Genomic DNA, 24,452 nt, shown 5'->3' with positions numbered 1-24,452 from the left:
CTCCCGGTTGAGGCAACATCCCATCATTGCACCCGTTACGCAACGCGCGGACGATCCAGGAGACATTCCAATGTCCCAACGCTACGCAACCATCATCACCGACGATGACGGCCGCGAGGTGGTCAGCGCCATTGGCGAATTCGAGGGCGCGGCGCCGCAGGCGCGTCTCGGCCGTATCGAGCAGGTCGCGCCCGGCGTTCTGATCGGCATGGTGCGGGACGCGGCCGGTGGCTTTTGTTTTCCGGAAGCAGGCGCCGATGTCCGCGCCGGTCTCGCCATGGCGCGCCTCAAGGCGCGGGCCGGCACGGCGAAGCCTGTCGGGATAGCAAAGCCGAAGCGCGCCAAAAGGGCCAGGAAGAAAGTCGCCCGCCCAAAGAAGCCGGCCAGGCAGGCCAAACCGGTGCCGAAAGCCGGCACGATGGCGCCCGCCGGCGACGCCCAAACAAACGCCGTGGCACCGGCCAATGACTGACGAAGCCAACGCCGGGCCGAAGCGCGGCAAGGCACGGTCGACCAGGCGCAGGCCATCCATCGCTCCGTCCGCTTCCGCGCCACGTCCGAGGCGGACAAAGAAGACGCTGGGCGACGATTTTCTCGCCGCCGTGCGCGCCGATTTTCGCACCCACGGCGCCGGCGTCATTGCCGAGGTGCGGGCCGACAAGCCGGACCAGTATCTGAAGATCGTGCTGTCGGTGCTGCCCAAGGATTTGCCCGGGCTTGTCTCGATCAACCAACTGGACGCACTGAGCGATGAGGAGATCCGCAACCGCATCCTTAGCCTCGAAGCCGTCCTCCGGCCGTTCCTCGAAGAACCCGCTGACGGCGGCGAGAGCGGAATATCTGGCGCTGCTGGCGGAGCTTGACCGCAGGCGCCGGACAAACCAGTTGGCCTCCTACATTCCTTATCTGACGCTGCCCGTGGTCCAATATTCCCGCGCCACCGGCCTGCCGCTGGCCAATGACGACACCACGACTCTGGCCGCGGCCTTTCTCATCGGCATCTGCGCCATGTGGATATCGGATATCCTGTTCGAAGTGATCGTGCGCAAGTTCAGGCCAGCTCCGGAGGAATAACTCCGGGCTTTCCCCGGCGTCGGGAACCGCACCTGACGGTTCGATCGAGCAAAGCCCGCCTTGGCTCCCGCCGGGGCGGGCTTTTTGCATTTTGGCTCCTGATCGGGCGCTGCTATATCCCGGCGCGACGCTGCCGGACTCGCGGCGGCATTGATCCAGCACAGGCTTGCGAATGCACATTGAACGATATGACGGGGACCGCGACGCGCTGCTGCCGCTGTTTGCCCTTGCCGACGATTCTCCCACCCAGATCGTCAGTTACATCAGGGTGGGCGAGGTGCTGGTCGCTTGTGAAGGCGGTGAGGTCATCGGCCATGCGCAGATCGTCGAGACCGGCGATGCCGGCACCTTCGAACTCAAGAGCGTTGCGGTCACCCAGGCACTACAGGGCGAGGGGGTGGGTCGAGCCCTTGTCGCCGCGGTCATCAGGCGTTGCCGCGAGCGCAACGGCCGGCGCCTGATTGTCTCGACCGCAACCGCCGACATCGGCAATCTGCGCTTCTACCAGCGGCAGGGGTTTCGTATGTGCCGTATCGTGCAGGATGCATTCGGGCCATCGACCGGTTATCCCGAAGGCTTGCTCGTGGACGGCATTCCGCTGCGCGACCAGGTGGTCTTCGAACGAGATCTCGGCGCGGATTGAGGGTGTTGGATCGACGTCGCTCTCCGGCCGTGGATCTCGCGTTTCGTTTCACGCTTTTCATTGCTTTAGCACGGCATTGCGACCGTCGAAGACAACCAAATAGCCCGCTCCGGTTCGCCGGGCGGGCTATTTCGTGTTTCTGGGCCTAGGCGAGAATGTTGACGGCGCGGGCGGCGACCAGCGCGATGGTCAGCAGCGAGATTATCGCCTCGGCCATCATCAGCAGCTTGGCGCGCTGGGAGAGCGGCAAGGTGTCGGTCGGCGAAAACGCGGTCGCATTGGTGAAGGCGAGGAAGAAATAATCGACGAAGCCAGGCAGCCAGTCGCGGATCTCGCGGTCGTTCAAGGTCATTTGCGGGAACAGGAAATCGGAATGGGCGCGTTTGACGAGGCCGCAGGTCGGCGGGCCGCCCCGGTCGGTGCTCCAGAACCACAACGCAAAGACGATGACATTGGTCACCCAGATGTTGAGCGCGTCGACCAGCAGCGTCTCGCCGCTGGAGCCGGCATGGCCCGCCAGCAGGGCACGCACCAGGAACACCAGCGATCCGCAGTTCATGACGCTGACGACGCCGGTCATCACCAGGGCCGTCCTGCGGATCATGACGCGAAAGCGGCCGACCAGATACCAGTGCTCCTCCTCGACCGCTTTCTGGGTGGCGACCTGTGTCCAGGCAGTCACCACCGACAAAGGCACGAGCAGGGCGGCTTCCAGCGCCGGCGCCAGCCAGCGGGGCCCGAACGAAAGATCGTTGATCACCAAGAGCTGCAGGCAGATGATGACTAGGACAGCCGCACGCGCCAGCCAGAAGTCGAGCGCGCGGTGGTGGATGACGGCATGCTGGTGACGCATCGAATATCCGGAATGATCAAGCAGGATCGGAGGTTGGGCCTGTTCGGCCCGCGGAGGGCAGGGTGGCGCCGAAATTCATGCTCAATCTTGGTATTGCGATGGCGCACAAGTATACTTTTTGGTAAGCTTTGGTGATTGGGGCTGTTCGGCAAACCGAACGGTGTGGTTTAAGCGCCGCATGGCGGGAATAGATGACTCCGTGGATAATTGGGTGCCGGCGGGGCTGACTGCCACGGGCCTTGATTCGTCAACGGTATGGCCTGGCCTGCTCCGTCATCCCTGGTATTTTCTGGCGCTTTTGTGCCTGGTGCAGATCCTGTGCTGGACGATAGTGCCCGCACTGATCGATCCCGCGCCACCCGGCGATGTCGTGGAAGGCTTCATGTGGGGCCGCGAATGGGTGCTTTTGACCTACAAGCACCCGCAGCTTCCCGGCTGGCTGCTCGAAACCAGCCATCTCCTGACCGGATCGTTCCGCTGGCCGCAATACATGCTCTCCCAGTTGACGGTCTCGGCGACCTTCGTTCTGGTCTACCTGCTGGCCCGCGACATGCTCGGGCAACGCCGTGCGCTGGCTGCCGTGCTTTTGATGCCGTCGGTCTATTTCTTCGGTTGGCCGACCCCGCAATTCAATCATGACTATGCGCAGATGCCGTTCTGGGCGGCCATCTGCTGGCTGCTCTGGCGCGCCGGGCGCGGTGGCGGGCCGGGCTGGTGGCTGGCGCTTGGACTGGTCTCCGGCGTCGGGCTCTATGCCAAGTTCTCCACCGGCCTGCTGCTTGCCTTTGGCGCTCTCTGGCTGCTGTCCGACGCGCGCGCGCGCGGCCGACTGGCGACGCCTTGGCCATGGCTCGGCCTTGCCGTTTTTCTTGCCGTCGTCGCGCCGCTGGCCCTCGAACTCTACCGCATCGATTTCCTGCCGCTGACCTATTTCGCCGGCCGTGACGAATGGGTGATCGCGCACCGTGCGCGCCTCTACTATATCGGCGTCCAGATGGCCGGGCTCTCGGGCTTTCTCCTGGTGTTGGCAATATCAGGGCTGCTGCGGCGCTCGACCGCCCCTGAAGTGCCCGTCGAACGCGGCATCCTAGTCTATCTCGTATGGATGGGGCTTGGTCCGGCGACCCTGATCATGGTGGCCTCGCTGTTTGCCGGAACCGGCGAAGCCTGGGGCGCGCCGATGTATAATCTTGTCGGCGTCGTGACGCTCGCCTTCCTCGGCCACCGGCTCGGCGCCATCGAGATGCGAAGGCTGGCGATTTGCGCGTTCATCTGCATCGTCACCATGTCAGGCGCCTATGCGGCCATCCGCTGGACGGGCTGCAATGTGCGGGGGCGTATGGACGCCGTCTGCTGGCCAGCGCAGCCGATCTCGGACGAGGCCGAGGCGGTCTGGCACGCGGCTGCGCCCGGCCGGCTCGACATTGTCGGCGGCGATACCCATCTGGCCATGCTGGCGGGCCTCAATGCCTATGACAAGCCGTCGATCTTCACCGACCTCGACACGCGGTTCGCGCCCTGGATCACAAGGCAGCGGCTGCGCGACCACGGCATGCTGATGGTCTGGGCGGGCCATGGCGTGCCGCCACGGCTGCGGGTATGGTTGGGCAACGTCCCGGTCAAAACCGTTCTTTTCAACTGGTCGCGCATGGCGCCGCCGGTGCCAATCAGCTTTGCCGCCATTCCACCTGGCACGCGTTATCTGCCGGTTGCCGTCGACAGCCGGACCCGGCATCCGCGCAGCTAAAGCTTGTTGCGCGGTCGATCCATCGCCCGCGTCGTGATGTCGTTCGCGCATGGCGGTGTTCGCTTCCACGCGACTGGACGAAGCAAACGGCAATGCCCATTTATTGGGAAATCCAATTTTTTGCGCAATTCCGGACGGGAAATCGCTACACAGCTGGAATTGCTTGTTGAGGAGACGTGACATGGCGACTTCGACCGAACGCGCAGTGCTTGCCGGTGGCTGTTTCTGGGGGATGCAGGATCTGATACGGCGCTACCCCGGCGTCATCTCCACTCGTGTCGGCTATAGCGGTGGCGACGTCCCCAACGCCACCTACCGCAACCACGGCACCCATGCCGAAGCCATCGAGATCAATTTCGATCCGGCCGTGATCAGCTATCGCACGCTGCTGGAGCGCTTTTTCCAGATCCACGATCCGACGACGCGCAACCGCCAGGGTAACGATGTCGGGATGAGCTACCGTTCGGCGATCTACTACACCAGCGACGAGCAAAAGCGCGTTGCCGAAGACACCATCGCCGACGTCGATGCCTCCGGGCTGTGGCCGGGCAAGGTCGTCACCGAAGTCGCGCCGGCCGGTGCCTTCTGGGAGGCCGAGCCCGAGCATCAGGATTATCTGGAGAAATATCCAAACGGCTACACCTGCCATTTCGTCAGGCCAGGCTGGAAGCTGCCGGTTCGAGAAAAGGCCGCCTCATAAAAGTCGTGCCCTGAAATAACGCTTTTAGGCAAAGCGGAAAACGGCCCGACGGGAACTTGCCGACAGCCAGTCGTCTTGATAATCGAGAGCGGTGGAACGCGGAAAGTCGCGGACGTTACGCTCCACGACTTTCCGTGCTGCTATAGAAAACTACTTGCCGCAGTTTTTGTCGTTCACGCTCGGCGCCGTCGCATTGCCGTTGGCATCAGGCTGTGCACCCTGCGGGTTGGTCGGGCAATTCTTGTCCGCGTTGGAATTCATGTCGCCTGGTGTGCCAGTCGTGCTGTTGGTCACCGCCGGGTCGACTGTGTTCGGCGAAGCCGGCGTATTCGGGTCGACGGTGACTGACCTGCCGCTGCCGTCGGTGCCGTTTGCGCTATTGCTTTGCGCCATGGCCGACGTGGCCAGACCAATGGCGAGGGCCGAAGCTGCGAGGATTTTCATGAACATGGTTGGTCTCCATTTCTGTGAACTCGTCGCGTAGCGACAGTTGGGACAACCGCTCGGTTTGGCGAAGGTTCCGGATAAAATTGTCGCGCCGACAGTGCCAACGAGGGCCCGCTCTGGCGCAATGCTTTTGGCGCAGCGTGATGAAAAAAATGACTTCCCCAATCGAGCGAATGGTGCTTTAACGCGCCCATCCACAGGGGTGCTCCGTACGGTCGGGGCTGAGACGGGGGCGGCAAGCCCACAGACCCTAGATGTTTGATCCCTGGCTTTAATGGTGCGATCTCTTCTACACGGCCGCGCCACGACGACAGATGCGATCCGTCGAGCAATACAAAAAATAGTCAAGAGAGCCTGAAGAAGCTCGCCAAGCGCTATGGCATCGATCCCAAGACGGTCGCGAAGTGGCGCAGCCGGACCTCGACCGCCGATCTTCCGACCGGTCCCAGAGAGCCGCGCTCGACGGTGCTGTCGCTCGAAGAGGAAGCCGCCATCGTCGCCTTTCGCAAGCACACGCTCTTGCCGCTCGATGATTGCCTCTATGCCCTTCAGCCGACGATCCCGCATCTGATGCGCTCGTCTTCCCCCACACAGGTTCAGCGGATCCCGGCTAGTTCCTGGCGATCTCATAAAGAAGAGTGGTTTTAATGTGCCGCCCGGGTTCACCCTGCAGCGACAGGGCTGCTGCGTAAAGTTTCGCGATGGCTGGGCAGAGGCCTTCGAATTCCGGGCTGACGTTGGCAATGGCATCCATCTCGGCCTGAGTGCCGCCAGAGCTGATGAAAGCCTCGGCCAGCAGCGACCAGTCTTCGTCGCGGGCGGCAACGGCTGGCAAACCGACATTCTTCGCTGCGCCGAAGGCGTGGAACAGGGTGGCGCCGATCTTGTCCATGTCGGGCAGGAAATCCTGGTCCGGCGTGCTGAGCGCGCCAGGCCCCTGGCGAAGGTAGTTGTTGCAGGTGGCTGCGGTTTCTCGCGCCATGACATGGTTGAGCATGGCCAATTGTGCACCCAGCGCCTCGGCGGCTTTGCTGGCTGGAGCCGAGGAAAGCAGAGATGCATATCTCTGCCTGAGGCCGGCGACTGCCATCCTGCTCGCGTTTCGCACTTGCTCGACATTTCCAAGTCTGGCCACGGTCGCGATCTTTTCCACGACGGCCTCATAGTCATCTGGAAATTCCTGCTTGATTGCGAGGAATACCTGGCTTCCCTGACGATCAATCTGTTCGCTCACCTGAGTTGTGGTCAGCGTCTGCGCATCGGGCGAACCCGCCACCGTCTGATAAAGATATTTGCCGCTGGCAAAGCCCAACGCCCAAGGCAACACCTTTACAGCAACGAACGACAAGGCAGCGATCGCCGCCACGCCCAAACCTCTCCAACGCGCCATCTGACAGACCTCTCAACTCCCCTGTTATTTCCCCTGCAGGCTGCGTGCCTTCTCGCGGTCGACCTCGGCGCGCTTGTGGTTGCCCTTGGCGTCCCAAGCCCTGCTTCGCGCCTTGTAGGCGGCGGCGAAATCCGGCTTGAGCTTTATCGTCTGGCTGAAATCGGCGATGGCCCCGTCATAGTCCGCCTTGCTGATCCGGACCACGCCCCGGCCCAAATAGGCAAAGGGGTTCTTGCGGTCGAGGCTAAGTGCCTTTTCGAAATCGCGCAGCGCTGCGGCGTCCTCATGTCTGCCCATCCAAATGAGGCCCCGATCGGCATAGACTCCTGCGTCCTTGGTATTGAGACTGATGGCCTTTCCGTAATCCGCAAGCGCCCCGTCGTAATCTCCTTGGGAACTGCGGTTCTGACCACGGTCGTAATAGGTATCCGCAAGATCCGGATTGAGTTTGATCGCCTGGCTGTAATCGGCGACCGCATGCGCGTAATCGCTCTTGGCCTCCCAAGCCATCGCGCGGGCCAGATAGGCGTCGTGGAACGCCGGAAAGAATGCAATCGCCTTGTCGTACAGGGCAATGGCGCCATAGTCGTCCTTTCCATACAGCGCTTGACCCTTATTGAAGGTCTGCGCAGCGAGCGAAGTCCAAATCGGCCTGGTCGCTTGCTCGCCAGCCCGGCCAGCGGCTTGGCCTGGCATCTTCGATGCGTTCGCTTCGTCTCTTGCAACCATCGCCAACTTGCGGCCCTTGCGGGCGAGGGCCATCTTCGGATTGAGCTTCAGTGCCTGGTCGAAGTCGGCAATCGCCGGGTCGTAGTCGCCCTTGGTGAACCAAACGGTGCCACGCGCAAAATAAGCCGGCGCATATTGCGGGTTGAGTTCGATCACGCGGCTGTAGTCGGCGATGGCGCGATCCAGTTCGTTCTTGTTCGTCCACGCGACAGCGCGGCCGATGTAGGCGTCTGAATAGCTGGGATAGAGCTTTATCACCTCGCCGAAGTCGGTGATGGCCGCGTCGTACATGCCTTTCTCGATAAGCGATATACCGCGGCCGACATAAGCCGAGGCTTTTCTTGGATCGAGCGCAATCGCCTTGCTGTATTCGGCGATGGCGCGATCGAATTTGCCTTTGTCGTAGAGCGCATCGCCGCGATCCATGAAGGCCTTGAGGTTCATGGGATCCGAGCCGACGGCACCCGGCGCGGCGCCGCCTTTCTTCAAGGCGGCCACGGCTGCCTTGCGGGCGAGCGCGTAGTCGCGATTGTCCGGGTCGAGCTTGAGCGCTTGGCCGAAGTCGGCGATGGCCTCGTCATAGTCCTTCCCGTCGGCCCGCGCCATGCCGCGTCCATAGTAGCTGGCGTCGTCCTTCGGATCGATCTCGATGGCTACCGAATAGGCGGCGATCGCGCGCCCCGGCTCGCCTTTGGCGTGCCAGGCCATGCCCTCGCAGAAGTAAGCGTCGCGCGCCTTCGGATCGAGTGTCGAAGCTCGGCCGCAGTCGGCGAGGGCGCCCTCGGCATCGCCTGACGTTACCTTGGCGAGACCGCGGCGAGAATGCGCCGACGACATATTAGGGGCAAGTTGGATGACCTTGTCGTAGTCGGAGATCGCCTGCTCGTAGACGCGTTTGGCGGCCCAGGCCTTGCCGCGGCCGAAATAGGCGAACCGGTTGTTGGCATCGAGCGCGATCGCCTGGTCGTAGGCGCCGATCGCCTGGTCGTACTTGCCCATGTCCAAGAAAGCATCGCCGCCCAGGATCGCCTCCTGCACGCGCGGATCTGCTACTTCCAGGACCATTGCGGCGAACGTGTTTTCCGTGGCTGCCATATTTGGAGCGGCGGCCTGGGGCCTCGGCTGTTGTTTGTCTGGCGGCGGAGCCGACTTGCTCTCGTTGCCCGCAACCTTTTCACCGCAACTTCCCGCCCATTTTGGATCGAGTTCGGCGGCGCGACGGCAATCCGCCGCCGCACCCGCCATATCGCCCTTCAGTGTCCAGGCGCCGGCCCGGCGGAAATAAGCCTCGGCGCTGTCTGGATCGAGGCTGATTGCCTTGTCGAGATCGAGAAGTGCGCCTTCGACACCATATTTTGCAAATCGCATCTCGGCGCGTTCAAGCAGGGCTTTTGCGGCTGCCGGATCCCTTGTCTCGGCGGCCGCTAATGGAGCTGTTTCGCCCGGGGGGCGTTCGCTGCAAGAGCCCGCGCGCTTCGGGTCGAGTTGGATGGCGCGCCGGCAGTCGGTGGCGGCAATGGCGTAGTCTCCCCGGGATGCCTCGGCGAGCGCCCGGTCGTAAAAGGCTTCGGCGCTGTAAGGATCCAGCTGAATCGCAAAGCTGAATGAGACTATCGCGTCCTCGACGTAGCCTTGCACCTGCTGTTCAACCCCCCGTTTGAGATTCCAGGCAACGAGCTCGGAGTGATCCTCCTTGGGGTATAGCTGGAACGGTTCGTAAGCAGGGGTTGCGGCAGGCTTGGGCGACCGTGGCACAGCCGGCGCATTCGCGCGGACCGGTCCTGCGTTGCAACCACCCGCCTTTTTCGGGTCGAGCTCGATGGCTTTCCGGCAATCGGCGGCCGCACCGGCCGCGTCGCCAGTGCGTATCAACGCCAGCGCGCGGCCGAAATAGGCGGCGGCGTCCTTGGCATCGAGGCCGATCACCTTGCCGAAATCAGCTATGGCGCGATCATTGTCGCCTTTGTTTGTCCAGGCGACCGCTCTGTTGTAGTAGCCGTCCACGCTGTGAGGGTCGAGCCCGATCGCCCGATTGGCATCGGCAAGCGCGCGCGGCCAGTCGCTCTTTCCAATCCAGGCAGCGCTGCGATTGGCATAGGCGTCGACGCTTTTCGGATCGAGGCCGATAGCCTGGCCGAAATCAGCGATCGCAAGGTCGTAGTCGCCCTTGGAAGCGCGGGCGATGCCTCTGTTGACATACACAGTGGCGTCTTGCGGATCGAGACGGATGGCCTCGTCATATTCGGCGATGGCCCGGCCATGGTCGCCCTTGCGTTGCCAGGTGGCGCCGAGACTGTTGTGCGCATTGTGATTTTGAGGATCGGCCGCGATCGCCTGCTCGAAATCGATGATGGCCGCGTCGGTCTTGCCTTTGCGAAAGAAGGCGAGGCCGCGGCTATAATAGGCATCGCTGGAGCCCGACTCGAGGCTGATGGCGAGGTTGAAGTCAGCGATGGCGCGGTCGTTTTCCCCCTTGTTGTACCAAGCAGCGCCGCGATTGAAGTAGGCCGAGGCCTCCTTGGCATCGAGCGTGATCGCCTCGCTGTAGTCGGCGATCGACCGGTCGTGATCGTGCTTGTCGTCCCAGGCGAGGCCACGATGGAAATAGGCCATGAGACGGTTCCGCGAGGGTTCGGTCTTGTCCTCGGCAATCGGTGTGCAGGCGGCGATGAGCTGGTCGGCGCCGACCCGGCCGTCGCTGAAGCAGACGGCGTAGTCCTTGCCCGCGGCCAGCGCGGCGGTGCTCAGGGCAAGAACAACCACAAGACCAGAAGCCCTCACGAGCAAGCATGATCCGACCGCGGCTGCAACCAGCCGCGCACCTTTGCTCGTCATCTCGCCGGTCCTTCCCCCGAAACCTTGGCCCGCTTCAGCGGCAATCCGTCTATTGTTCCTTATTTGTTCCAAAATGCAAGCATAAATTGCAATGGAATGGCGACAATCGGCACACTGCAATGCCCCTGCAACTTGCAGCCCTTCTGACGTAGCCCCGTTTGATGCCGATCCGATCTTGCCGGTTAACCGCCCGGCAATGGTTGCATGCAATGGTCACTTTGAGGGGACTATCGGGGTGCTTGCCTTGCTCACGTCAAAAAGTGAAGCGTTTTCGCAAAGCAGTGAGGGCGGATTTTTCTCCGCTGCGCGAAGGCGCGACATACTGGTCGACCTGCGTGAAGGTTTCTTTCGCACATGTGCCCTGGCCTGCGCGGGGCTGTTCGTCTATCGCGGCGCGTATCAGGTGGTGGAAGATCCGACCCGGCTCAACGTCGCGCTGGTGGCGATTTCCGAAATACTCACCTTCACCTGGTTGCTGTTGTCGCGGCGCCCGGTGACGCGTGACTGGAGCCCGCTTACCGTTATCGTCTCCGTGACCGCCAGTTTCGGGGTTGCGTTGATCACCCTCGAACCTGGCATCGCGCTTGTCCCGGTCTACATCGCCGCGCCGCTGCAGTTCCTCGCGCTGTTTTTTGTCATCTGGGGCAAGATATCGCTTGGCCGTTCCTTTGCCATCCTGCCTGCCAATCGCGGCGTGATGACGGGCGGCGCCTACCGGCTTGTCCGGCACCCGATCTATGCCGGTTACCTTGCCGGCCATGTGCTCTATCTGCTGTCGGCGTTTTCCTTTCACAACCTCGCGGTCTATGCGGTCATCACCTATCTGCAGCTGTATCGTATCCTGCGAGAGGAGGCCCTGCTGGCCGCCGTGCCTGAGTATCGCGCTTACATGGAACGCGTGCGCTACAGGCTGTTCTACCGCATATTCTGAAGGCAAATACTCGCGATGAAAGTGCCAGCCCATGCCGTCTGGCTTTGGGATTGGCTAACAGAATAGACCGCCGCCGACGCGAGGAATGCCGGGATCGGAAGTGCGGAACCAGCCGTGAGGCTTTGATCGCACTCTCCTGGCCTCCGGCCGATCGGAAAGCCCGCCATTCAGGCGGGCTTCCCGCGTTGCGGGCCGGAGTGCTCCGTGGCCGCGAGTGTCCGGCGGAACGCCAGCGCCCGTAAAACGTTCATACCTTGCACATCGGAATGGTGCGAAGTTGAACCAGCGCAAAAGCGCATTCAGGAGCATGGAAAGCCATGGGCCTCGGAACGATACTTATCATTATTCTAATCCTCGCGCTGCTCGGCGGCTTCAGCGGTCTCGGCGGCGGCCCGTTCTACGGAACCGGCTATTATGGTGGTAGCGGTCTCGGTCTTGTGTTGCTTATAGTCATCATCCTTGTCTTGCTCGGGCGCATCTAGCCCGCGTCTCTGCTGTCGGTGTCGCAATCTCGTGAGCAAACCCCGTGCCGGCGTGCACTGGAATGTGATGGAGGCAGGCCGGCTTGTGATCCTGCGCTCCACCAGACCGCTGTATGGTGGTTGCGGTCCACACCCCCCGTGGAAACAAGAGGAGAGGGTCCCACCCTTCATCCTCCTCCAAGGCCCGCCCCGGTTTCCCGGAGCGGGCTTTCTTTTTGAAGCCAACTGACTGTCGCCCGCGCCTCCATGGCCGTCTGATCAAGGGCGAGGACCTATCGATCGTTGACAGAGCTGTCGCATCCGGATATTGAACAGGGTTATACAGGTTCACTGAACAGGTACGCATATGAAACGGCGCTCGGCTCAACTGTCTCCCGGCACGGGCAAGCCCGAGCAGATCGCCACAGTGCTGGAACATGAAATCCGCTCCGGCGTTCTCGGCTTCGGCGACCGCCTGCAGAGCGAGAGCGAACTCGTCCAGCGCTTCTCCGTCAGCCGCAACACGGTCCGCAAGGGCCTCGAGGAGCTGTCCAGCCGTGGGCTGATCACCACCAAGGTCGGCATCGGTTCCTTCGTCACCTTCGACGGCAAGCCGGTCGACGATTCCATCGGCTGGTCGCGGGCGCTCGCCAATGCCGGTGCCAACGCCGAGACGCGGACGCTGCGGCTGGAAGTGATCGAGGACGCCGACCTTGCAATGTTGCTCGGCATCGAAAGCCCTTTCTTCATCGCCGTCGACCGGGTGCGCACCAATGCCAGCGATGGCCATGCGATCTCCATTGAGCGCAGCCGCTTGCCATTGTCGCCTGAACTTGAGGATGTGCCGCTGCGTGGCCTGCGCGAAGGTTCGCTGCACCAGACCCTGCGTGGCGCGGGCCTCATTCCCGATCATGGCGAGGAATGGGTCGGCATCGAGATGCTCAACGGCGACGATGCCGCCATCCTCGGTTGCCCGCAAGGCACGCCCTTCCTGCGCGGCCGCCGGCTGACCCGCGCCGCCGATGACCGGCCGATCGAATATGTCACCAGCCTGCTCAATCCGGCGCATTTCGCGCTGCATATGAGGTTCTGAGCGATGCCGGACACGATCACGCTTGATCGCGCCTTGGGCGCGCTTGTCGGCGGAGCGCTGGGAGACGCGCTCGGCATGCCGACGCAGCTTCTGTCGCCGGCGCGGATTGCCGAGCTTTACGGTCATGTCGAGGATTTCATCACGCCTTTCGCCGATCATCCGGTGTCGAAGGGGCTGGTGGCCGGGACCATTACCGACGATACCGAACAGGCGCTGCTGCTCGGCCGCATTCTCGTCGAATCGGGCGAGCGCTTCGACCATGCGCGCTGGGTCAACGCGCTGCTCGACTGGGAGCGCGAGGTCAAGGCGCGGGGCAGCTATGATCTCCTTGGGCCATCGACCAAGCGCGCCATCGACGCCATCAACAATGGCGTGCCGGCGGAAGAGGCGGGGCGCGGCGGCGACACCAATGGGGCGGCCATGCGCATCGCACCGGTCGGCATCATGAAGCCGCTGGAGCCGCTCGATGTGTTCGTCGCCAAGGTGGCGGAGACCTGCCGGGCGACGCACAACACGTCGATCGCCATAGCATCGGCCGCGGCCGTCGCGGCCGCCGTCAGCCGTGGCGTCTCCGGCGACGACTGGCGCGCCGCCTCCGATAGCGCCGTCGCGGCCGCGAGGCGAGGGGCGACGCTTGGCCATTGGGTGACCGGCGGCGACATCGCCGCGCGGATCGTCTGGGCTCAGGATCTGGTGCGCGGCAAGGCGATAAGCGATGCAATCCGACTGATCACCGATCTGGTCGGCACGGGGGTCGCCAGCCAGGAATCCGTTCCGGCTGCGTTCGCGGTGCTGGAAGTCGCCGGCGGCGATCCCTGGCAAGCGGCGGTCATCAGCGCCAATCTCGGCGGCGACACCGACACGATCGGTGCCATCGCCGCCGGCATGGCCGGCGCCTGCACCGGCTTTTCGCGATTGCCGCAGGACCGGGTCGCCGGCCTCAAGGGCATTGACATGGTGGGTGTCCGGGCGTTGGCCGCCGACCTTGTCGCGGCGCGAACGTCCAAGGACCGCGCGGACAAGCCCGGCCCAGACAAGGACGCAGCGGCATGAGCGGGCGCCTCGTCCATATCGGCAGCGCCGTGGTCGACTACGTCTACCGCATCGACGCCTTGCCGGCGCCGGGCACGGAGAAGACGGCGTCGAGCTATGCGCAGGTCGCCGGCGGCGGCTTCAACATGATGGTCGCCGCCACCCGCACCGGCATGACAGTGGTGTTCGGCGGACAGCTCGGCAGCGGGCCGAACGGCGACTTCCTGCGCGCCGCCTTCGCCGCCGAGGGCATCGAGACGCTGACACCGCCATCGCCTCTGATGGACAGTGGCAATTGCGTCGCCATGATTTCGAGCGATGCCGAACGCACCTTCGTGTCATGGCCGGGCGCGGAGAGCGTGCTCCGCCTCGACATGATGGCACCAGTATCGGTGACGCCGGAAGATTGGGTGTTCGCGTCCGGATATACGCTGAGTTATCCCGGCAGCCGCGACGCGCTCACCGACTGGATCGAGGCGCTGCCGGCAAACGTTCCGTTTGTCTTTGACCCGACGCCTGTTATCTCAGACATTCCGCGCCCCATCCTGTCACGTGTGCTTGCCCGAACCACGTGGCTGAGCTGCAACATGATGGAGGCCGCCGACATTACCGGTCCGGGCGATGTCGAGGCGCTTGCGGCACGGCTTCTTGCCGATCATTGCCCGCAGGCGGCCGGTGTCGTCATCCGCTCCGCCGCCAAGGGGTGCCATATCAGGCTGGCCGACGGCTCGGCGCAAACCATTTCCGGCTTCAAAGTGGCGGCCATCGACACCAACGGCGCCGGCGACGCCCATATCGGCGCTTTCGTCAGTGCGTTGGCGCGCGGCATGCACCCCTTCGAGGCGGCGCGTTATGCCAATGCGGCGGCGGCCATTTCGGTGACCCGACATGGCGGATCGTCCGCGCCGACCGACGCGGAAGTCCAGACTTTCCTGAGCCAGGCCGCGACCGGCGCGCCGGGCCAGACACAGAAGGCCCAACAGACAGCCTGACAAGCCCGGGAAGCGGGCAAACCAAAGAGAGGAACAAACCATGCGCATGCCCGACTTGACTGCTCTCTTGACGGCGACCGCCGTCTTCACCTCCGCACTCGCCTTCGCGGCCCAGGCCGATGAAGTGCATGTGCTCAACTGGAAAGGCTACGGCGCCGACGAACCATGGGCCGTCGCCGCCTTCGAGAAGGCGACCGGCAACAAGGTCGTCAACGATTTCTTCAATTCCGAACAGGAAATGCTGACCAAGATCCGGACCAATCCGGGCCTTTATGACGTGGTCATGATCAATGCCGCCTTCAACGACCAGGCGATGGCGGAAAAGCTGATCCAACCGATCGATACCTCGAAGCTGCCGAACTATGCCGACATCAGCAAGGACAAGGCCAGTTCTCCAATGCTCGACCATGACGGCAAGGTCTATGGCGTGCCGTGGGTGTGGGGCCTGACGGCGCTCGCCATCAACGAAAAATCCTTCGACAAGCCGCCGACAAGCATCGCCGAAATGTGGAATCCCGCACATAAGGGCCGCGTCGTCATCCGCGACGACGCCGTCGAGGCGGTACAGTTCGGTGCCATCGCCACCGGCCAGAACATCAACGACATCAAGGATATGGATGCCGTCAAGACGAAGCTGACCTCGCTGATGCCGCAGATCAAGACCTTCTGGAGCTCCGAGAACGACTGGAACCAGATGGTCGCCTCCAACCAGATCGACATCGGCACCTACTGGAGCGGCTCGGCCGACCGCGCCAAGACGCATTTCAAGCTGCCGGTCTCGCTGGTCATTCCGCAGGAGGGCGCCGTTGCCTGGCTCGATGCCTTCTCCATTCCGGTTGGCTCCAAGAATGTCGCAGGCGCACAAGCCTTCATCAACTACATGATCGACCCGAAATTCTACGTCGAATGGGTCACCAAGGTCGGCGCTCCCGTCTCCGCCAACACCAAGGCGGTGGAAGCATTGCCCGAGGATGCCTTCAACCGCAAGGTGATGGGTGATCCCGAGGTTGCCAAGCGCATCCAGTTCCAGGCGCCGATCACCGACAAACAGCGCGAAGCCTATCTGGCGCTCTGGCAGCAGCTCAAGGTCGACGTGAAGTAAAGTTCACGTCCGGACCAGCCGGCGGCTCGCGCCGGCTGGCCCTTCAATCCTGGGGAGAAGGGTTCTCATGGCAGCGCAGACTGCGTCGCGCAGCGGGCTGAAATCGGCGCTGCCGCTGCTGGCGCCGGCCTATCTCTGGCTGACGGTAGCGATCTTCCTGCCGCTCTCGGCCATGGTCTTCTTCTCGTTCATGACCGAGCTGCCGCTGTCGGGGAAACCGTGGGCGTTCACGCTTGGCAACTATGCCGCCTTCTTCTCGCAGAGCCTTTATCTAACACTGCTGCTCGCCTCGCTGCGCCTCGGCCTCGAAGTGACGTTGTGGTGCATCGTCATCGGCTATCCCGCGGCCTATGTGCTGGCCAAGGTGCTGAAGGGCCGCAGCCGCGAGGCGATCTTCCTGCTCGTCATCCTGCCGTTCTGGTCGAACGGGCTGGTGCGCATCTTTTCCTGGGCGATGGTTTTGCGCGAGGGCGGCATCCTCGACACGGCGCTCAATGCGGTGCTGCCGTTCAAGATCAACATCGATCTCATGTATTCCTATCCAGCCGTCATCATCGGGCTGGTGCACTCCTACGTGCCCTATATGGTGCTGACCTGTTATCTCACCCTGCAGGCCATCGACGACTCGCTTATCGAGGCCGGGCGCTCGCTCGGCGCCTCGCGGCTGCAGGTGCTGAAGCGGGTGATCATCCCGCTGTCGATGCCGGGACTGGTGGCAGGCGCCGCACTCATCTTCGTGCCGGTCGTCGGCTCGTTCATGGAGCCGCGCATCCTCGGCGGCCGCACCGGCACCTTCTACGGCACCATCATCGAGGACCAGTTCGTCGCCGTCTTCAACTGGCCGCTGGGCGCAGCGCTCTCCTTCATCCTGCTGGCCGTCGTGCTGGTCATCCTGGCGATTGCTTCGCCGGTGCTGAAGAGGGCTGCGTGATGATGACGACGCGTATCCTGGAAGGACTTGGCCGCCTCTATGTCGGGCTGCTGCTCGCCTTCCTCTATCTGCCCATCATCATCATGGCGCTGATGTCGTTCAACGCCTCGCCCTTCTACCAATTGCCTTTCGAATGGACGACCGAATGGTATGCCTCGCTGTGGCAGAACGACCAGCTGATCTCGGCCACCTGGAACAGCCTCGAGATCGCCGTCATCACCACCATCGTCAGCGTAGTGCTCGGCTCGGCGGCTTCACTGGCGCTTTATCGGTACGAATTCCGCGGCAAGAAATTGCTGCAGGCGCTGCTGTTTCCGCCGATCGCCATTCCGTGGCTGATCACCGGCACCGCGATGCTGATCTTCTTCTTCGGCGTCGGCATCGGACGCGGCCTGTTCGCCATCCTGCTCGGCCATGTCGCGCTGGCGCTGCCCTATGTCATCGTCGTCGTCTCGGCGCGGCTGCAGACCTTCGCCCCGGAACTGGAAGAGGCGGCGCGCTCGCTCGGGGCCAACCAGTGGCAGGTGACGAACCGCGTGGCGCTGCCCTGGATCATGCCGGGCGTCATTGCCGGCGGGCTGTTCGCCTTCGCGGTGTCGTTCGACCAGTTCGTGGTCTCCTACTTCCTGTCGACGCCTGGGCAGACGACGCTGCCGGTCGAGATCTACGCCGCGATCCGCAAGGGGTTCACGCCCGAGATCAATGCGGTCTCGACCATCATCATTGTCGTGTCCATGGCGCTGATGCTGCTCACGGCGCGCTTCTTCAAATTCGGCGGAGAGAAATAATGGCCGGCGTGCAGGTATCAAACGTGTCGCGCAGCTTTGGCGCGCACAAGGCGCTGGACGACGTCTCCATCGATTTCGCCGATGGCGGTTTCTACGCGCTGCTTGGGCCCTCCGGCAGCGGCAAGACCACGCTGCTGCGCCAGATCGCCGGTTTCGATTTCCCTGACAGCGGCCGTATTTCCATCGGCGGCGAAAGTGTGGAACGCGTGCCGGTCGAAAAGCGGCGCATCGGCATGGTGTTCCAGAATTATGCGCTGTTTCCCAATATGAGCGTCGCCGATAATGTCGCCTTCGGCTTGTCGGTGCGCGGCGAGGCCAAGGCGGTGATTGCCGCCGAGGTGCAGCGGGCCCTCGATCTCGTGCAGCTCGGGACGCTCGGTGGCCGCCGGCCGCACCAGCTCTCTGGCGCCAGCGCCAGCGGGTGGCGCTGGCGCGGGCGATCGTCACCAAGCCGCGCGTGCTGTTGCTCGACGAGCCGCTCGGCGCGCTCGACAAGGCGCTGCGCGTCGACATGCAGATCGAACTGAAACGCATCCAGCGCGAGATCGGCATCACCACCATCTTCGTCACCCACGACCAGGAAGAAGCGCTGACGATGAGCGACCGCATCGGCATCTTGCGCGACGGCAGGCTGGTGCAAGAGGGGCCGCCAGAGGAGATATACGATCGCCCAAAGAGCGAATTCGCCGCCACCTTCCTCGGTGACGCCAATATCTTTCGCGGCGACTCGACCGGCAATGGCATCCGGCTGCCGGACGGCACGGCGATCGCTGCCGGCGCGGGCGCCACGCTTGCCGCCGGCGCCAAGGCGAGTTGCGCCGTGCGCCCAGAGCGCATTCGGATTGCCATCGATGGCGGAGCTCCGGATGCCGCCAATGCGAACATGCTGCGGGGGCAAGTGTCGAAGCGCATCTTCGCCGGCAACAACAGCACCTATTTCGTCGAGCGCGCTGGCCAGACGTTGAAGGTGATCGTGCAGAATACCGGTGCCGACAGGCTGGCGGAAGGTCAGGATGTCGTGCTGCGCTGGTCGCCGGAAAGCACGGTGTTGATCGCGGCGGGGTAGGGTCCAACTGGGGAGGTTGGCGCTCCGTCACACCCCCCTCTGCCCTGCCGGGCATCTCCCCCGCAAGGGGGGAGATCAGCAGCGTAAGCGCCGCAGCTCTTCCTGCAACGTTGAAAATTTGCGAAAGCAGAAATGACGGCCAATCTCCCCCCTTGCGGGGGAGATGCCCGGCAGGGCAGAGGGGGGCTGTCCCGCCATGCGATCGAAGTAAGCGGCTGGAATACTGATGACGCTGGAATTGACCGCACAGGACAAGTCCATGCTCGACGGCGAGCAAGGCCCATCCGCGGCCGCCGCGATGAAGATCCTGGTCGCGTTCTCCAAAGCCATCGGCGCGCGCAGTCTGCTCGACATATCAGGCGCTCATATCGACGGTTGCCTCTATCATGGCAAGGCGGGGCTCGATTTCGTCGAACGGCTGGTCGAGGGCGGCGGCCGCGTCCAGGTCCAGACGACGCTGAATGTCGGGTCGTTCGACCTGATCCATCCCGGCATGGTGAAGATGCCGGCAGCGGAGGAAGTGCCGGCGCGGCGGCTGATGAAGGCGCATCTGGAGCTTGGCTGCCAGGCGACCTTCACCTGCGCGCCCTATCAGACGCGGTTCCGGCCTGAATCCGGCCAGCAGATCGCCTGGGGCGAATCCAACGCCATCGTCTTCGCCAATTCGGTGATCGGCGCGCGCACCAACCGCTATGGCGATTTCATCGATCTGTGCTGCGCCATGACCGGACGCGCGCCGGCCTGGGGCCTGCATCTCAGCGAAAACCGGCGTGGCCGGATCTTGTTTGAATTGGACGTTCCCGACCCGGAGCCGAGCGACAGCCTGTTCGTCGGTGTCGGGCTGATCATCGGGCAAGCCAGCAGCGACCGCATTCCTGTCATTGCAGGTCTGCCGCAGCCGCGCGACGAGGATCAACTGAAGGCGCTGGGGGCGGCGGCTGCGACAGCCGGCGCGGTGGCGTTGTTCCATGCGGTCGGTATCACGCCGGAGGCTGGAACGCTCGACCAGGCGTTTCAAGGCATGGCGCCGGAAGAGACGATCCGCATCAGCCGTTCCGATATCGATCATGCGCTGGCAAGGCTGTCTGGCGTGCCTGACGGCGCACCTTTGGCGGCCGTGTCGCTCGGCACGCCACACTTCTCGCATGAGGAGTGGATGCGCCTGCTGCCGCTTCTGCGCGAGGCAGCACCAGGCAGGGGCATCCCGATCTATGTCAACACCGGGCGCGCCACGCTGGCACGATTGCAGGAGGAGGGCGCGCTTGATGGCATGGAAGCCTTCGGCCTGATCCCGGTCGCCGACACCTGCACCTACGTCACCTCCATCCTCAAGCGCCTCGACGGCGTGGTGATGACCAACTCCGGCAAATGGGCGCATTATGCGCCGGGCAATATCGGCGTGACCGTCGCCTTCGCCGAGATGAGGGATTGCATCCGCTCCGCAGCAGTCGGGCATGTCCTGCGAAGCGGCACATGACGCGATCGATGGAAACCTTTGAAAGAACAGGCACCTTCCAGCTGGCCGGTGAGGCCGAAGGACTGGCGCTGGTGTTTTCGCAACCGCTCAGCTTCTGGGGCGGGATCGATCCGGAGACCGGGGACATTATCGACCACTCGCATCCGGGCCTCGGCCAGAATGTCATCGGCAAGATCCTGGTGATGCCGAGCGGGCGCGGATCCTCGTCGTCATCCTCGGTCCTGGCCGAAGCGATCCGCCGGGGCACGGCGCCGGCCGGCATTCTTCTGCAGCGGCCGGATCCGATCCTGGCGGTCGGCGCCATCGTTGCCGAGTTTCTCTACGACATCCGCATGCCGCTGGTGGTGTGCGATATTTCCAGCATTGCGACTGGTGACAGGATCGCGATCGGCATTGGGGCAGATGGCCGGGCGATCATCGGCATTCAGCCAGTCATCGCAGAGCCTCGCCATCTCTAGGCCACGGCCGGGGGGAGCAACATTGTTGCCGGCGGAGCGGCAGCGCCCGCCAAGTCACAGCCCCATGATTTCTCCGGATTTGCTCCTGCTCGAACAAACTTGCCGGCTCGGCTCGAAACATTGGCACGATATTCTAAGCCGACCGGTTGACCGTGAACGCGCTCTCCAGCCTATAATTCTACTAAATTCATAGACTAACTGCGAGCGTTTGAAATGCTTGCGGCCTGGCCTGTGAGAACCGGCTGCAAGGGGAGCGTATCGATGCCGAAGACAGAATCCAATCCGATCGAGCTTGGCACCAAAGCGGCGGATTTCCTGTTGCCCGACGCGCATGGCGTGCTGCACCGGCTCGCCGATTTCGATGCCAGGCCGGCCTTGCTTGTCGCCTTCATTTCCAATCGCTGTCCGTTCGTCATGCTGATCCGCGATGAGCTTGCCGCCTTCGCTCGCGACTATGCAGCCAAGGGGCTGCAGGTGGTGGCGATCAACGCCAACGACCATAAGGCGCATCCGGAAGAGACGCTCGCCCGCATCGGCGAGGAGGTGGAGAAATTCGGCTACTCCTTCTCTTATCTCAAGGACGCCTCGCAGCGGACGGCGAAGGCCTATGGCGCGGCCTGCACGCCAGACTTTTTCCTGTTCGGCGCCGATCGGCGCCTCGCCTATCACGGCCAGTTCGACGATGCGCGGCCGGGCAATGGCAAACCGGTGACCGGCGCCGATCTGCGCGCGGCGGTCGATACGGTGCTGGAGGGCGGCCGGCCCGCCGCAAGCCAAGTGCCGTCGATCGGCTGCAACATCAAATGGAGCGCCGGCAATGAACCGGTGTGGTTCGCAAGCGCCGCCCGCGCCGCATAGCGCCGTCGCCCTGCAGCGCATTCACACCGAGTCTCCATGCCCAAGTTCCAGCGATCCTCATCCGACAGCTTGCACCTTCAGGCCGATGTGCTGGTGCTGGGCGGTGGCCCGTCGGCCGCCTGGGCGGCTGTTGCCGCGGCCGAAAGCGGTGCCAAGGTGGTTCTGGCCGACAAGGGTTATCTCGGCACCAGCGGCGCCACCGCGCCTTCGAACACCGGCACCTGGTGCGTGCCGCCGGGCGACAACAGGCATGCCGTCGTCGAGCGGCGCTGGCAGCGCACCGGCGAACTCGCTGACCCGCGCTGGATGCTGCGCTGCGTCGACACCGCCTACCGCAACTTGCTGAAACTTTCGGAATGGGGTTATCCCTTCCCGAGCGAGGATGACGGTCGGCTCTACATCGCCAATCTGCGTGGTCCCGACTATATGCGCTTCATGCGCCGCCGCGTGCTCATGGCCGGCGTCACCGTGCTCGACCATCATCCGGCACTCGAACTTCTGTCGGACGGCGACGCCATCGTCGGCGCCGCCGGTGCCGCCCGGCAGGCGGGCCATGACTGGCGTGTCGATGCCCGGGCCGTGGTGCTGGCGACCGGCGGCTGCGCTTTCCGGGAGCGCATCCTCGGCGGGACCGGGCTGACCGGGGACGGCTATCTGATGGCGGCGGAGGCCGGGGCCAGCCTGTCGGGCATGGAATTCACCGGCAAGTACACGCTGGCGCCATACGGCTCCTCACTGAACAAGGGGCTGCCGTTCCGCTGGGCCTCGTTCCATCGCGAGGACGGCTCACCGATCCTCGGGCCGACCGGTGAGCCGTTGCGCAACGGCATTGGCGTCCGCGAGGAAGAAGTGGCGCGCGCGTTGATCGAAGGTCCGGTCTATGCGCGGCTCGACCAGGCCGAGCCGACGCTGCAGGGCTGGCTGCGCCAGGGCCAGCCGAACTGTTTCGTTCCCTATGACCGCGCCGGCATCGATCCGTTCACCGAGCTGTTCCGCATCACGCTGCGCGCCGAAGGCACGGTGCGCGGCACCGGCGGCATCGACATCGTCTCCGACGACTGCGCCACCGGCGTGCCGGGCCTCTACGTCGCCGGCGACGCCGCCAGCCGCGAGATCATGACCGGTGCCGTATCGGGTGGCGGCGCCGTCAATTCGTCCTGGGCACTGGCCAGCGGCTGGTGGGCCGGCAAGGGCGCCTCGGTCCATGCGAAGCGCCGCGGCGGCAAGGCTTTCCGCAGCACGGTGCGGCCGCTCGGCCAAGCCGGCTTAAGGCCTGCGGCGTCGCCGCGCGATGACATCGGGGCCAGCGAGGTCATCGACGCCGTGCGCAACGAGGTGACGCCGCTCGACGGGAATTTCTTTCGCAGCGGTGTGGGCCTCGAGAAAAGCCGGGAGCGCCTGGAGAGCGTCTGGCGCGAGGTGCGCGACCATCTGCGGGGCGAGGGGCCGGACCGGGTTCGTGCGCGCGAGGCCGCGTCGATCGCCGCCGCCGGGCGCTGGTCCGTGGCGGCAGCACTGCGTCGCACCGAGAGCCGTGGCATGCATCGCCGCACGGACCTGCCGGGCAAGAGCCCGGCCCTGGCGCACCGGCTGGTGATCACCGGCGTCGACCAATTCCGCATTGCCGGCGCGCCCGAGCGGCTGGCGGAGCTGGCGTCATGATCGAGATCGTCTCGGCCACGCGCTGCATCGAATGCGACATCTGCGTCAAGGTCTGCCCGACCAATGTCTTCGACGCGACCGAGGGCGGCGTGCCTGTCATCGCCCGCCAGGACGACTGCCAGACCTGCTTCCTGTGCGAGATCTACTGCCCGACCGACGCGCTTTACGTCGCCGAGTTCGCCGAGGGGCCGACCGGCATCAGCGAGGCGGAAGTCGAGGAGCGCCATCTGTTCGGCGGCTATGCCCGCGCGCTCGGCTGGAAGCGCGGCAAGGCCGGAGGCTCGGAGTTCGATCCCACGCATCGCATCCGCGTGGCGCAATAGGAGGGGAGAGGATCATGGATCGCATCGTCGTCAGCGACATCAAAAAGACCTTTCAGCTCAAGCCGGGGCAGTTCGTCACCGTCGACGGGGAGGCGACCGACCGCGTCACGGTGCTTGACGGTGTCGATCTCTCGATCCGCAAAGGCGAGTTCATCACGCTGGTTGGTCCCAGCGGTTCGGGCAAATCGGTGCTGCTCGACATCATCGGCGGGCTGACGCAGGCGACAGGCGGCGATGTGCAACTCGACGGCCGGCGCATCACCAGGCCTGACCCCAAGACCGGCTATGTGTTCCAGCAATATGCGCTGTTTCCCTGGCGCACCGCGCTCGCCAACATCGAATATGCGCTGGAAGTGCGCGGTGTCGGCAAGGCGGAGCGCACGGCGACGGCCCGCCACCTGTTGTCGCTGTTCGGCCTTGCCGGCTTCGAGGACCGTTTCCCAAACCAGCTCTCAGGCGGCATGCAGCAGCGTGTGGCGATCGCGCGGGCGCTGGCCAGCAACCCGGAAGTGCTTTTGATGGACGAGCCGTTCGCGGCACTCGACCAGCAGACGCGCGAGCTTCTGCAAGGCGAACTTTTGCGGATCTGGGGCAAGATCAAGACGACCGTCATCTTCGTCACCCATTCGATCGACGAGGCGATCTTCCTCGCCGACCGGGTGGTGGTGATGACGGCGCGCCCGGGCGCGGTGAAGGAAATCATCGACATCGATCTGCCGCGCCCACGCGACGGCGACATCCGCGCCAGTGCGGCGTTCAACGATTACCGCGCCCGCGTCTGGGACGTGCTGCGCGACGAGGTCAACAAGGCGCAGAAGGACTGGACGCTGTCGCCAGCCTTCAGCCATTGAGGAGCTGGA

General features: G+C 63.8%; 24 protein-coding genes and 2 pseudogenes. 22 read left to right on the top strand and 4 right to left on the bottom strand.

Going from position 1 to position 24,452, the window contains the following annotated elements; genetic code table 11:
- The first annotated feature begins 70 nt into the window (after positions 1 to 70).
- The 4 genes from JT360_RS02885 to JT360_RS02870 all read left to right on the top strand — a co-directional run bounded on the left by JT360_RS02885 (position 71) and on the right by JT360_RS02870 (position 1,717).
- Positions 71 to 472, top strand: coding sequence for a hypothetical protein (locus JT360_RS02885; RefSeq protein WP_214470015.1), 402 nt, complete (start codon positions 71 to 73; stop codon positions 470 to 472).
- Positions 465 to 863 (top strand): hypothetical protein, encoded by a 399-nt coding sequence (locus JT360_RS02880; protein WP_214470013.1) that lies wholly within the window; start codon positions 465 to 467, stop codon positions 861 to 863. Before JT360_RS02885 ends, JT360_RS02880 begins: the two co-directional genes overlap by 8 nt.
- Positions 751 to 1,074, top strand: coding sequence for a hypothetical protein (locus tag JT360_RS34205; protein WP_502845451.1), 324 nt, complete (start codon positions 751 to 753; stop codon positions 1,072 to 1,074). Before JT360_RS02880 ends, JT360_RS34205 begins: the two co-directional genes overlap by 113 nt.
- A 172-nt stretch (positions 1,075 to 1,246) precedes the next feature.
- Positions 1,247 to 1,717, top strand: a complete 471-nt coding sequence (locus tag JT360_RS02870) for a GNAT family N-acetyltransferase (protein WP_214470011.1) — start codon at positions 1,247 to 1,249, stop codon at positions 1,715 to 1,717.
- Positions 1,718 to 1,862: 145 nt separating this feature from the next.
- Here the strand turns inward: JT360_RS02870 and JT360_RS02865 are convergent, their stop codons facing one another.
- Positions 1,863 to 2,570, bottom strand: a complete 708-nt coding sequence (locus JT360_RS02865; protein WP_214470009.1) for a hypothetical protein — start codon at positions 2,568 to 2,570, stop codon at positions 1,863 to 1,865.
- A 199-nt stretch (positions 2,571 to 2,769) separates the two neighbouring features.
- Here JT360_RS02865 and JT360_RS02860 point away from each other — a divergent pair, with 199 nt between their 5' ends.
- Together JT360_RS02860 and msrA are read left to right on the top strand one after the other, a co-directional pair.
- Positions 2,770 to 4,317: a glycosyltransferase family 39 protein gene (locus JT360_RS02860; RefSeq protein WP_352126987.1), complete on the top strand. Its 1,548-nt coding sequence runs from the start codon at positions 2,770 to 2,772 to the stop codon at positions 4,315 to 4,317.
- A 181-nt stretch (positions 4,318 to 4,498) separates the two neighbouring features.
- Entirely contained in the window at positions 4,499 to 5,017 is a 519-nt protein-coding gene (msrA, locus tag JT360_RS02855; RefSeq protein WP_214470006.1) for a peptide-methionine (S)-S-oxide reductase MsrA, read from the top strand.
- A 150-nt stretch (positions 5,018 to 5,167) separates the two neighbouring features.
- On the opposite strand, the gene JT360_RS02850 is transcribed toward msrA, so the two are convergent.
- Positions 5,168 to 5,467 (bottom strand): hypothetical protein, encoded by a 300-nt coding sequence (locus tag JT360_RS02850; protein ID WP_214470004.1) that lies wholly within the window; start codon positions 5,465 to 5,467, stop codon positions 5,168 to 5,170.
- A gap of 274 nt (positions 5,468 to 5,741) precedes the next feature.
- On the opposite strand from JT360_RS02850, the pseudogene JT360_RS02845 reads away from it, so the two are divergent.
- Positions 5,742 to 6,067: pseudogene (locus tag JT360_RS02845) on the top strand (IS481 family transposase); the annotation flags it as partial.
- Positions 6,068 to 6,074: 7 nt separating this feature from the next.
- On the opposite strand, the gene JT360_RS02840 reads toward JT360_RS02845, so the two are convergent.
- Together JT360_RS02840 and JT360_RS02835 are read right to left on the bottom strand one after the other, a co-directional pair.
- Positions 6,075 to 6,830, bottom strand: coding sequence for a hypothetical protein (locus JT360_RS02840; protein ID WP_352126986.1), 756 nt, complete (start codon positions 6,828 to 6,830; stop codon positions 6,075 to 6,077).
- Between the two features lie 48 nt (positions 6,831 to 6,878).
- Complete coding sequence (locus tag JT360_RS02835; RefSeq protein WP_352126985.1) at positions 6,879 to 10,346, bottom strand: tetratricopeptide repeat protein; 3,468 nt, start codon at positions 10,344 to 10,346, stop codon at positions 6,879 to 6,881.
- A 163-nt stretch (positions 10,347 to 10,509) separates the two neighbouring features.
- On the opposite strand from JT360_RS02835, the gene JT360_RS02830 reads away from it, so the two are divergent.
- The 15 genes and pseudogenes from JT360_RS02830 to JT360_RS02760 all read left to right on the top strand — a co-directional run bounded on the left by JT360_RS02830 (position 10,510) and on the right by JT360_RS02760 (position 24,443).
- Positions 10,510 to 11,349, top strand: a complete 840-nt coding sequence (locus JT360_RS02830) for a methyltransferase family protein (protein ID WP_250888576.1) — start codon at positions 10,510 to 10,512, stop codon at positions 11,347 to 11,349.
- 317 nt (positions 11,350 to 11,666) lie between these two features.
- A complete protein-coding gene (locus JT360_RS02825; RefSeq protein WP_214469999.1) occupies positions 11,667 to 11,831 on the top strand; it encodes a DUF3309 family protein in 165 nt (54 codons plus the stop codon).
- 346 nt (positions 11,832 to 12,177) lie between these two features.
- Positions 12,178 to 12,903 carry a GntR family transcriptional regulator gene (locus tag JT360_RS02820; RefSeq protein ID WP_214469997.1) on the top strand — a complete coding sequence of 242 codons (726 nt, stop codon included), beginning with the start codon at positions 12,178 to 12,180 and terminating at the stop codon, positions 12,901 to 12,903.
- A gap of 3 nt (positions 12,904 to 12,906) precedes the next feature.
- Positions 12,907 to 13,956, top strand: coding sequence for an ADP-ribosylglycohydrolase family protein (locus tag JT360_RS02815; RefSeq protein ID WP_214469996.1), 1,050 nt, complete (start codon positions 12,907 to 12,909; stop codon positions 13,954 to 13,956).
- Positions 13,953 to 14,927 carry a PfkB family carbohydrate kinase gene (locus tag JT360_RS02810; protein ID WP_214469994.1) on the top strand — a complete coding sequence of 325 codons (975 nt, stop codon included), beginning with the start codon at positions 13,953 to 13,955 and terminating at the stop codon, positions 14,925 to 14,927. Before JT360_RS02815 ends, JT360_RS02810 begins: the two co-directional genes overlap by 4 nt.
- A 40-nt stretch (positions 14,928 to 14,967) precedes the next feature.
- Positions 14,968 to 16,029, top strand: a complete 1,062-nt coding sequence (locus JT360_RS02805; protein ID WP_214469992.1) for an ABC transporter substrate-binding protein — start codon at positions 14,968 to 14,970, stop codon at positions 16,027 to 16,029.
- A gap of 67 nt (positions 16,030 to 16,096) precedes the next feature.
- Positions 16,097 to 16,960 (top strand): ABC transporter permease, encoded by an 864-nt coding sequence (locus tag JT360_RS02800; RefSeq protein WP_214469990.1) that lies wholly within the window; start codon positions 16,097 to 16,099, stop codon positions 16,958 to 16,960.
- Positions 16,960 to 17,748, top strand: a complete 789-nt coding sequence (locus tag JT360_RS02795) for an ABC transporter permease (protein WP_214469989.1) — start codon at positions 16,960 to 16,962, stop codon at positions 17,746 to 17,748. The genes JT360_RS02800 and JT360_RS02795 overlap by 1 nt, the downstream gene beginning before the upstream one ends.
- Positions 17,748 to 18,814 (top strand): annotated as a pseudogene (locus tag JT360_RS02790) (ABC transporter ATP-binding protein). The gene JT360_RS02795 and the pseudogene JT360_RS02790 overlap by 1 nt, the downstream one beginning before the upstream one ends.
- Positions 18,815 to 19,040: 226 nt before the next feature.
- Positions 19,041 to 20,291, top strand: a complete 1,251-nt coding sequence (locus JT360_RS02785) for an aconitase X (protein ID WP_214469987.1) — start codon at positions 19,041 to 19,043, stop codon at positions 20,289 to 20,291.
- The gene (locus JT360_RS02780) at positions 20,288 to 20,749 is read left to right on the top strand and encodes an aconitase X swivel domain-containing protein (protein ID WP_214469986.1); all 462 of its coding nucleotides are present in this window, start codon (positions 20,288 to 20,290) and stop codon (positions 20,747 to 20,749) included. Before JT360_RS02785 ends, JT360_RS02780 begins: the two co-directional genes overlap by 4 nt.
- A gap of 261 nt (positions 20,750 to 21,010) precedes the next feature.
- Entirely contained in the window at positions 21,011 to 21,607 is a 597-nt protein-coding gene (locus JT360_RS02775) for a thioredoxin family protein (protein ID WP_214469984.1), read from the top strand.
- 36 nt (positions 21,608 to 21,643) lie between these two features.
- A complete protein-coding gene (locus JT360_RS02770) occupies positions 21,644 to 23,269 on the top strand; it encodes an FAD-dependent oxidoreductase (RefSeq protein WP_214469982.1) in 1,626 nt (541 codons plus the stop codon).
- On the top strand, positions 23,266 to 23,592 hold the full coding sequence (locus JT360_RS02765) for a 4Fe-4S dicluster domain-containing protein (protein ID WP_214469980.1): 327 nt from the start codon (positions 23,266 to 23,268) through the stop codon (positions 23,590 to 23,592). Before JT360_RS02770 ends, JT360_RS02765 begins: the two co-directional genes overlap by 4 nt.
- A 14-nt stretch (positions 23,593 to 23,606) precedes the next feature.
- Positions 23,607 to 24,443 (top strand): ABC transporter ATP-binding protein, encoded by an 837-nt coding sequence (locus tag JT360_RS02760; protein WP_214469979.1) that lies wholly within the window; start codon positions 23,607 to 23,609, stop codon positions 24,441 to 24,443.
- Positions 24,444 to 24,452: the final 9 nt, after the last annotated feature.

This window comes from Mesorhizobium sp. dw_380 (assembly GCF_018588885.1).
Taxonomy (GTDB): Bacteria; Pseudomonadota; Alphaproteobacteria; order Rhizobiales; family Rhizobiaceae; genus Mesorhizobium.
Note: the sequence above shows the minus strand (reverse complement) of the source record. Positions and strands in the feature narration are given on the sequence as shown.

What these genes read in the sequence shown, in the direction of transcription:
- JT360_RS02885 (WP_214470015.1), top strand. Translation starts at nt 71, where the DNA reads ATGTCCCAACGCTACGCAACCATCATCACCGACGATGACGGCCGCGAG.
- JT360_RS02880 (WP_214470013.1), top strand. Translation starts at nt 465, where the DNA reads ATGACTGACGAAGCCAACGCCGGGCCGAAGCGCGGCAAGGCACGGTCG.
- JT360_RS34205 (WP_502845451.1), top strand. Translation starts at nt 751, where the DNA reads ATGAGGAGATCCGCAACCGCATCCTTAGCCTCGAAGCCGTCCTCCGGC.
- JT360_RS02870 (WP_214470011.1), top strand. Translation starts at nt 1,247, where the DNA reads ATGCACATTGAACGATATGACGGGGACCGCGACGCGCTGCTGCCGCTG.
- JT360_RS02865 (WP_214470009.1), bottom strand. Translation starts at nt 2,570, where the DNA reads ATGCGTCACCAGCATGCCGTCATCCACCACCGCGCGCTCGACTTCTGG.
- msrA (WP_214470006.1), top strand. Translation starts at nt 4,499, where the DNA reads ATGGCGACTTCGACCGAACGCGCAGTGCTTGCCGGTGGCTGTTTCTGG.
- JT360_RS02850 (WP_214470004.1), bottom strand. Translation starts at nt 5,467, where the DNA reads ATGTTCATGAAAATCCTCGCAGCTTCGGCCCTCGCCATTGGTCTGGCC.
- JT360_RS02830 (WP_250888576.1), top strand. Translation starts at nt 10,510, where the DNA reads ATGGAATGGCGACAATCGGCACACTGCAATGCCCCTGCAACTTGCAGC.
- JT360_RS02825 (WP_214469999.1), top strand. Translation starts at nt 11,667, where the DNA reads ATGGGCCTCGGAACGATACTTATCATTATTCTAATCCTCGCGCTGCTC.
- JT360_RS02820 (WP_214469997.1), top strand. Translation starts at nt 12,178, where the DNA reads ATGAAACGGCGCTCGGCTCAACTGTCTCCCGGCACGGGCAAGCCCGAG.
- JT360_RS02815 (WP_214469996.1), top strand. Translation starts at nt 12,907, where the DNA reads ATGCCGGACACGATCACGCTTGATCGCGCCTTGGGCGCGCTTGTCGGC.
- JT360_RS02810 (WP_214469994.1), top strand. Translation starts at nt 13,953, where the DNA reads ATGAGCGGGCGCCTCGTCCATATCGGCAGCGCCGTGGTCGACTACGTC.
- JT360_RS02805 (WP_214469992.1), top strand. Translation starts at nt 14,968, where the DNA reads ATGCGCATGCCCGACTTGACTGCTCTCTTGACGGCGACCGCCGTCTTC.
- JT360_RS02800 (WP_214469990.1), top strand. Translation starts at nt 16,097, where the DNA reads ATGGCAGCGCAGACTGCGTCGCGCAGCGGGCTGAAATCGGCGCTGCCG.
- JT360_RS02795 (WP_214469989.1), top strand. Translation starts at nt 16,960, where the DNA reads ATGATGACGACGCGTATCCTGGAAGGACTTGGCCGCCTCTATGTCGGG.
- JT360_RS02785 (WP_214469987.1), top strand. Translation starts at nt 19,041, where the DNA reads ATGACGCTGGAATTGACCGCACAGGACAAGTCCATGCTCGACGGCGAG.
- JT360_RS02780 (WP_214469986.1), top strand. Translation starts at nt 20,288, where the DNA reads ATGACGCGATCGATGGAAACCTTTGAAAGAACAGGCACCTTCCAGCTG.
- JT360_RS02775 (WP_214469984.1), top strand. Translation starts at nt 21,011, where the DNA reads ATGCCGAAGACAGAATCCAATCCGATCGAGCTTGGCACCAAAGCGGCG.
- JT360_RS02770 (WP_214469982.1), top strand. Translation starts at nt 21,644, where the DNA reads ATGCCCAAGTTCCAGCGATCCTCATCCGACAGCTTGCACCTTCAGGCC.
- JT360_RS02765 (WP_214469980.1), top strand. Translation starts at nt 23,266, where the DNA reads ATGATCGAGATCGTCTCGGCCACGCGCTGCATCGAATGCGACATCTGC.
- JT360_RS02760 (WP_214469979.1), top strand. Translation starts at nt 23,607, where the DNA reads ATGGATCGCATCGTCGTCAGCGACATCAAAAAGACCTTTCAGCTCAAG.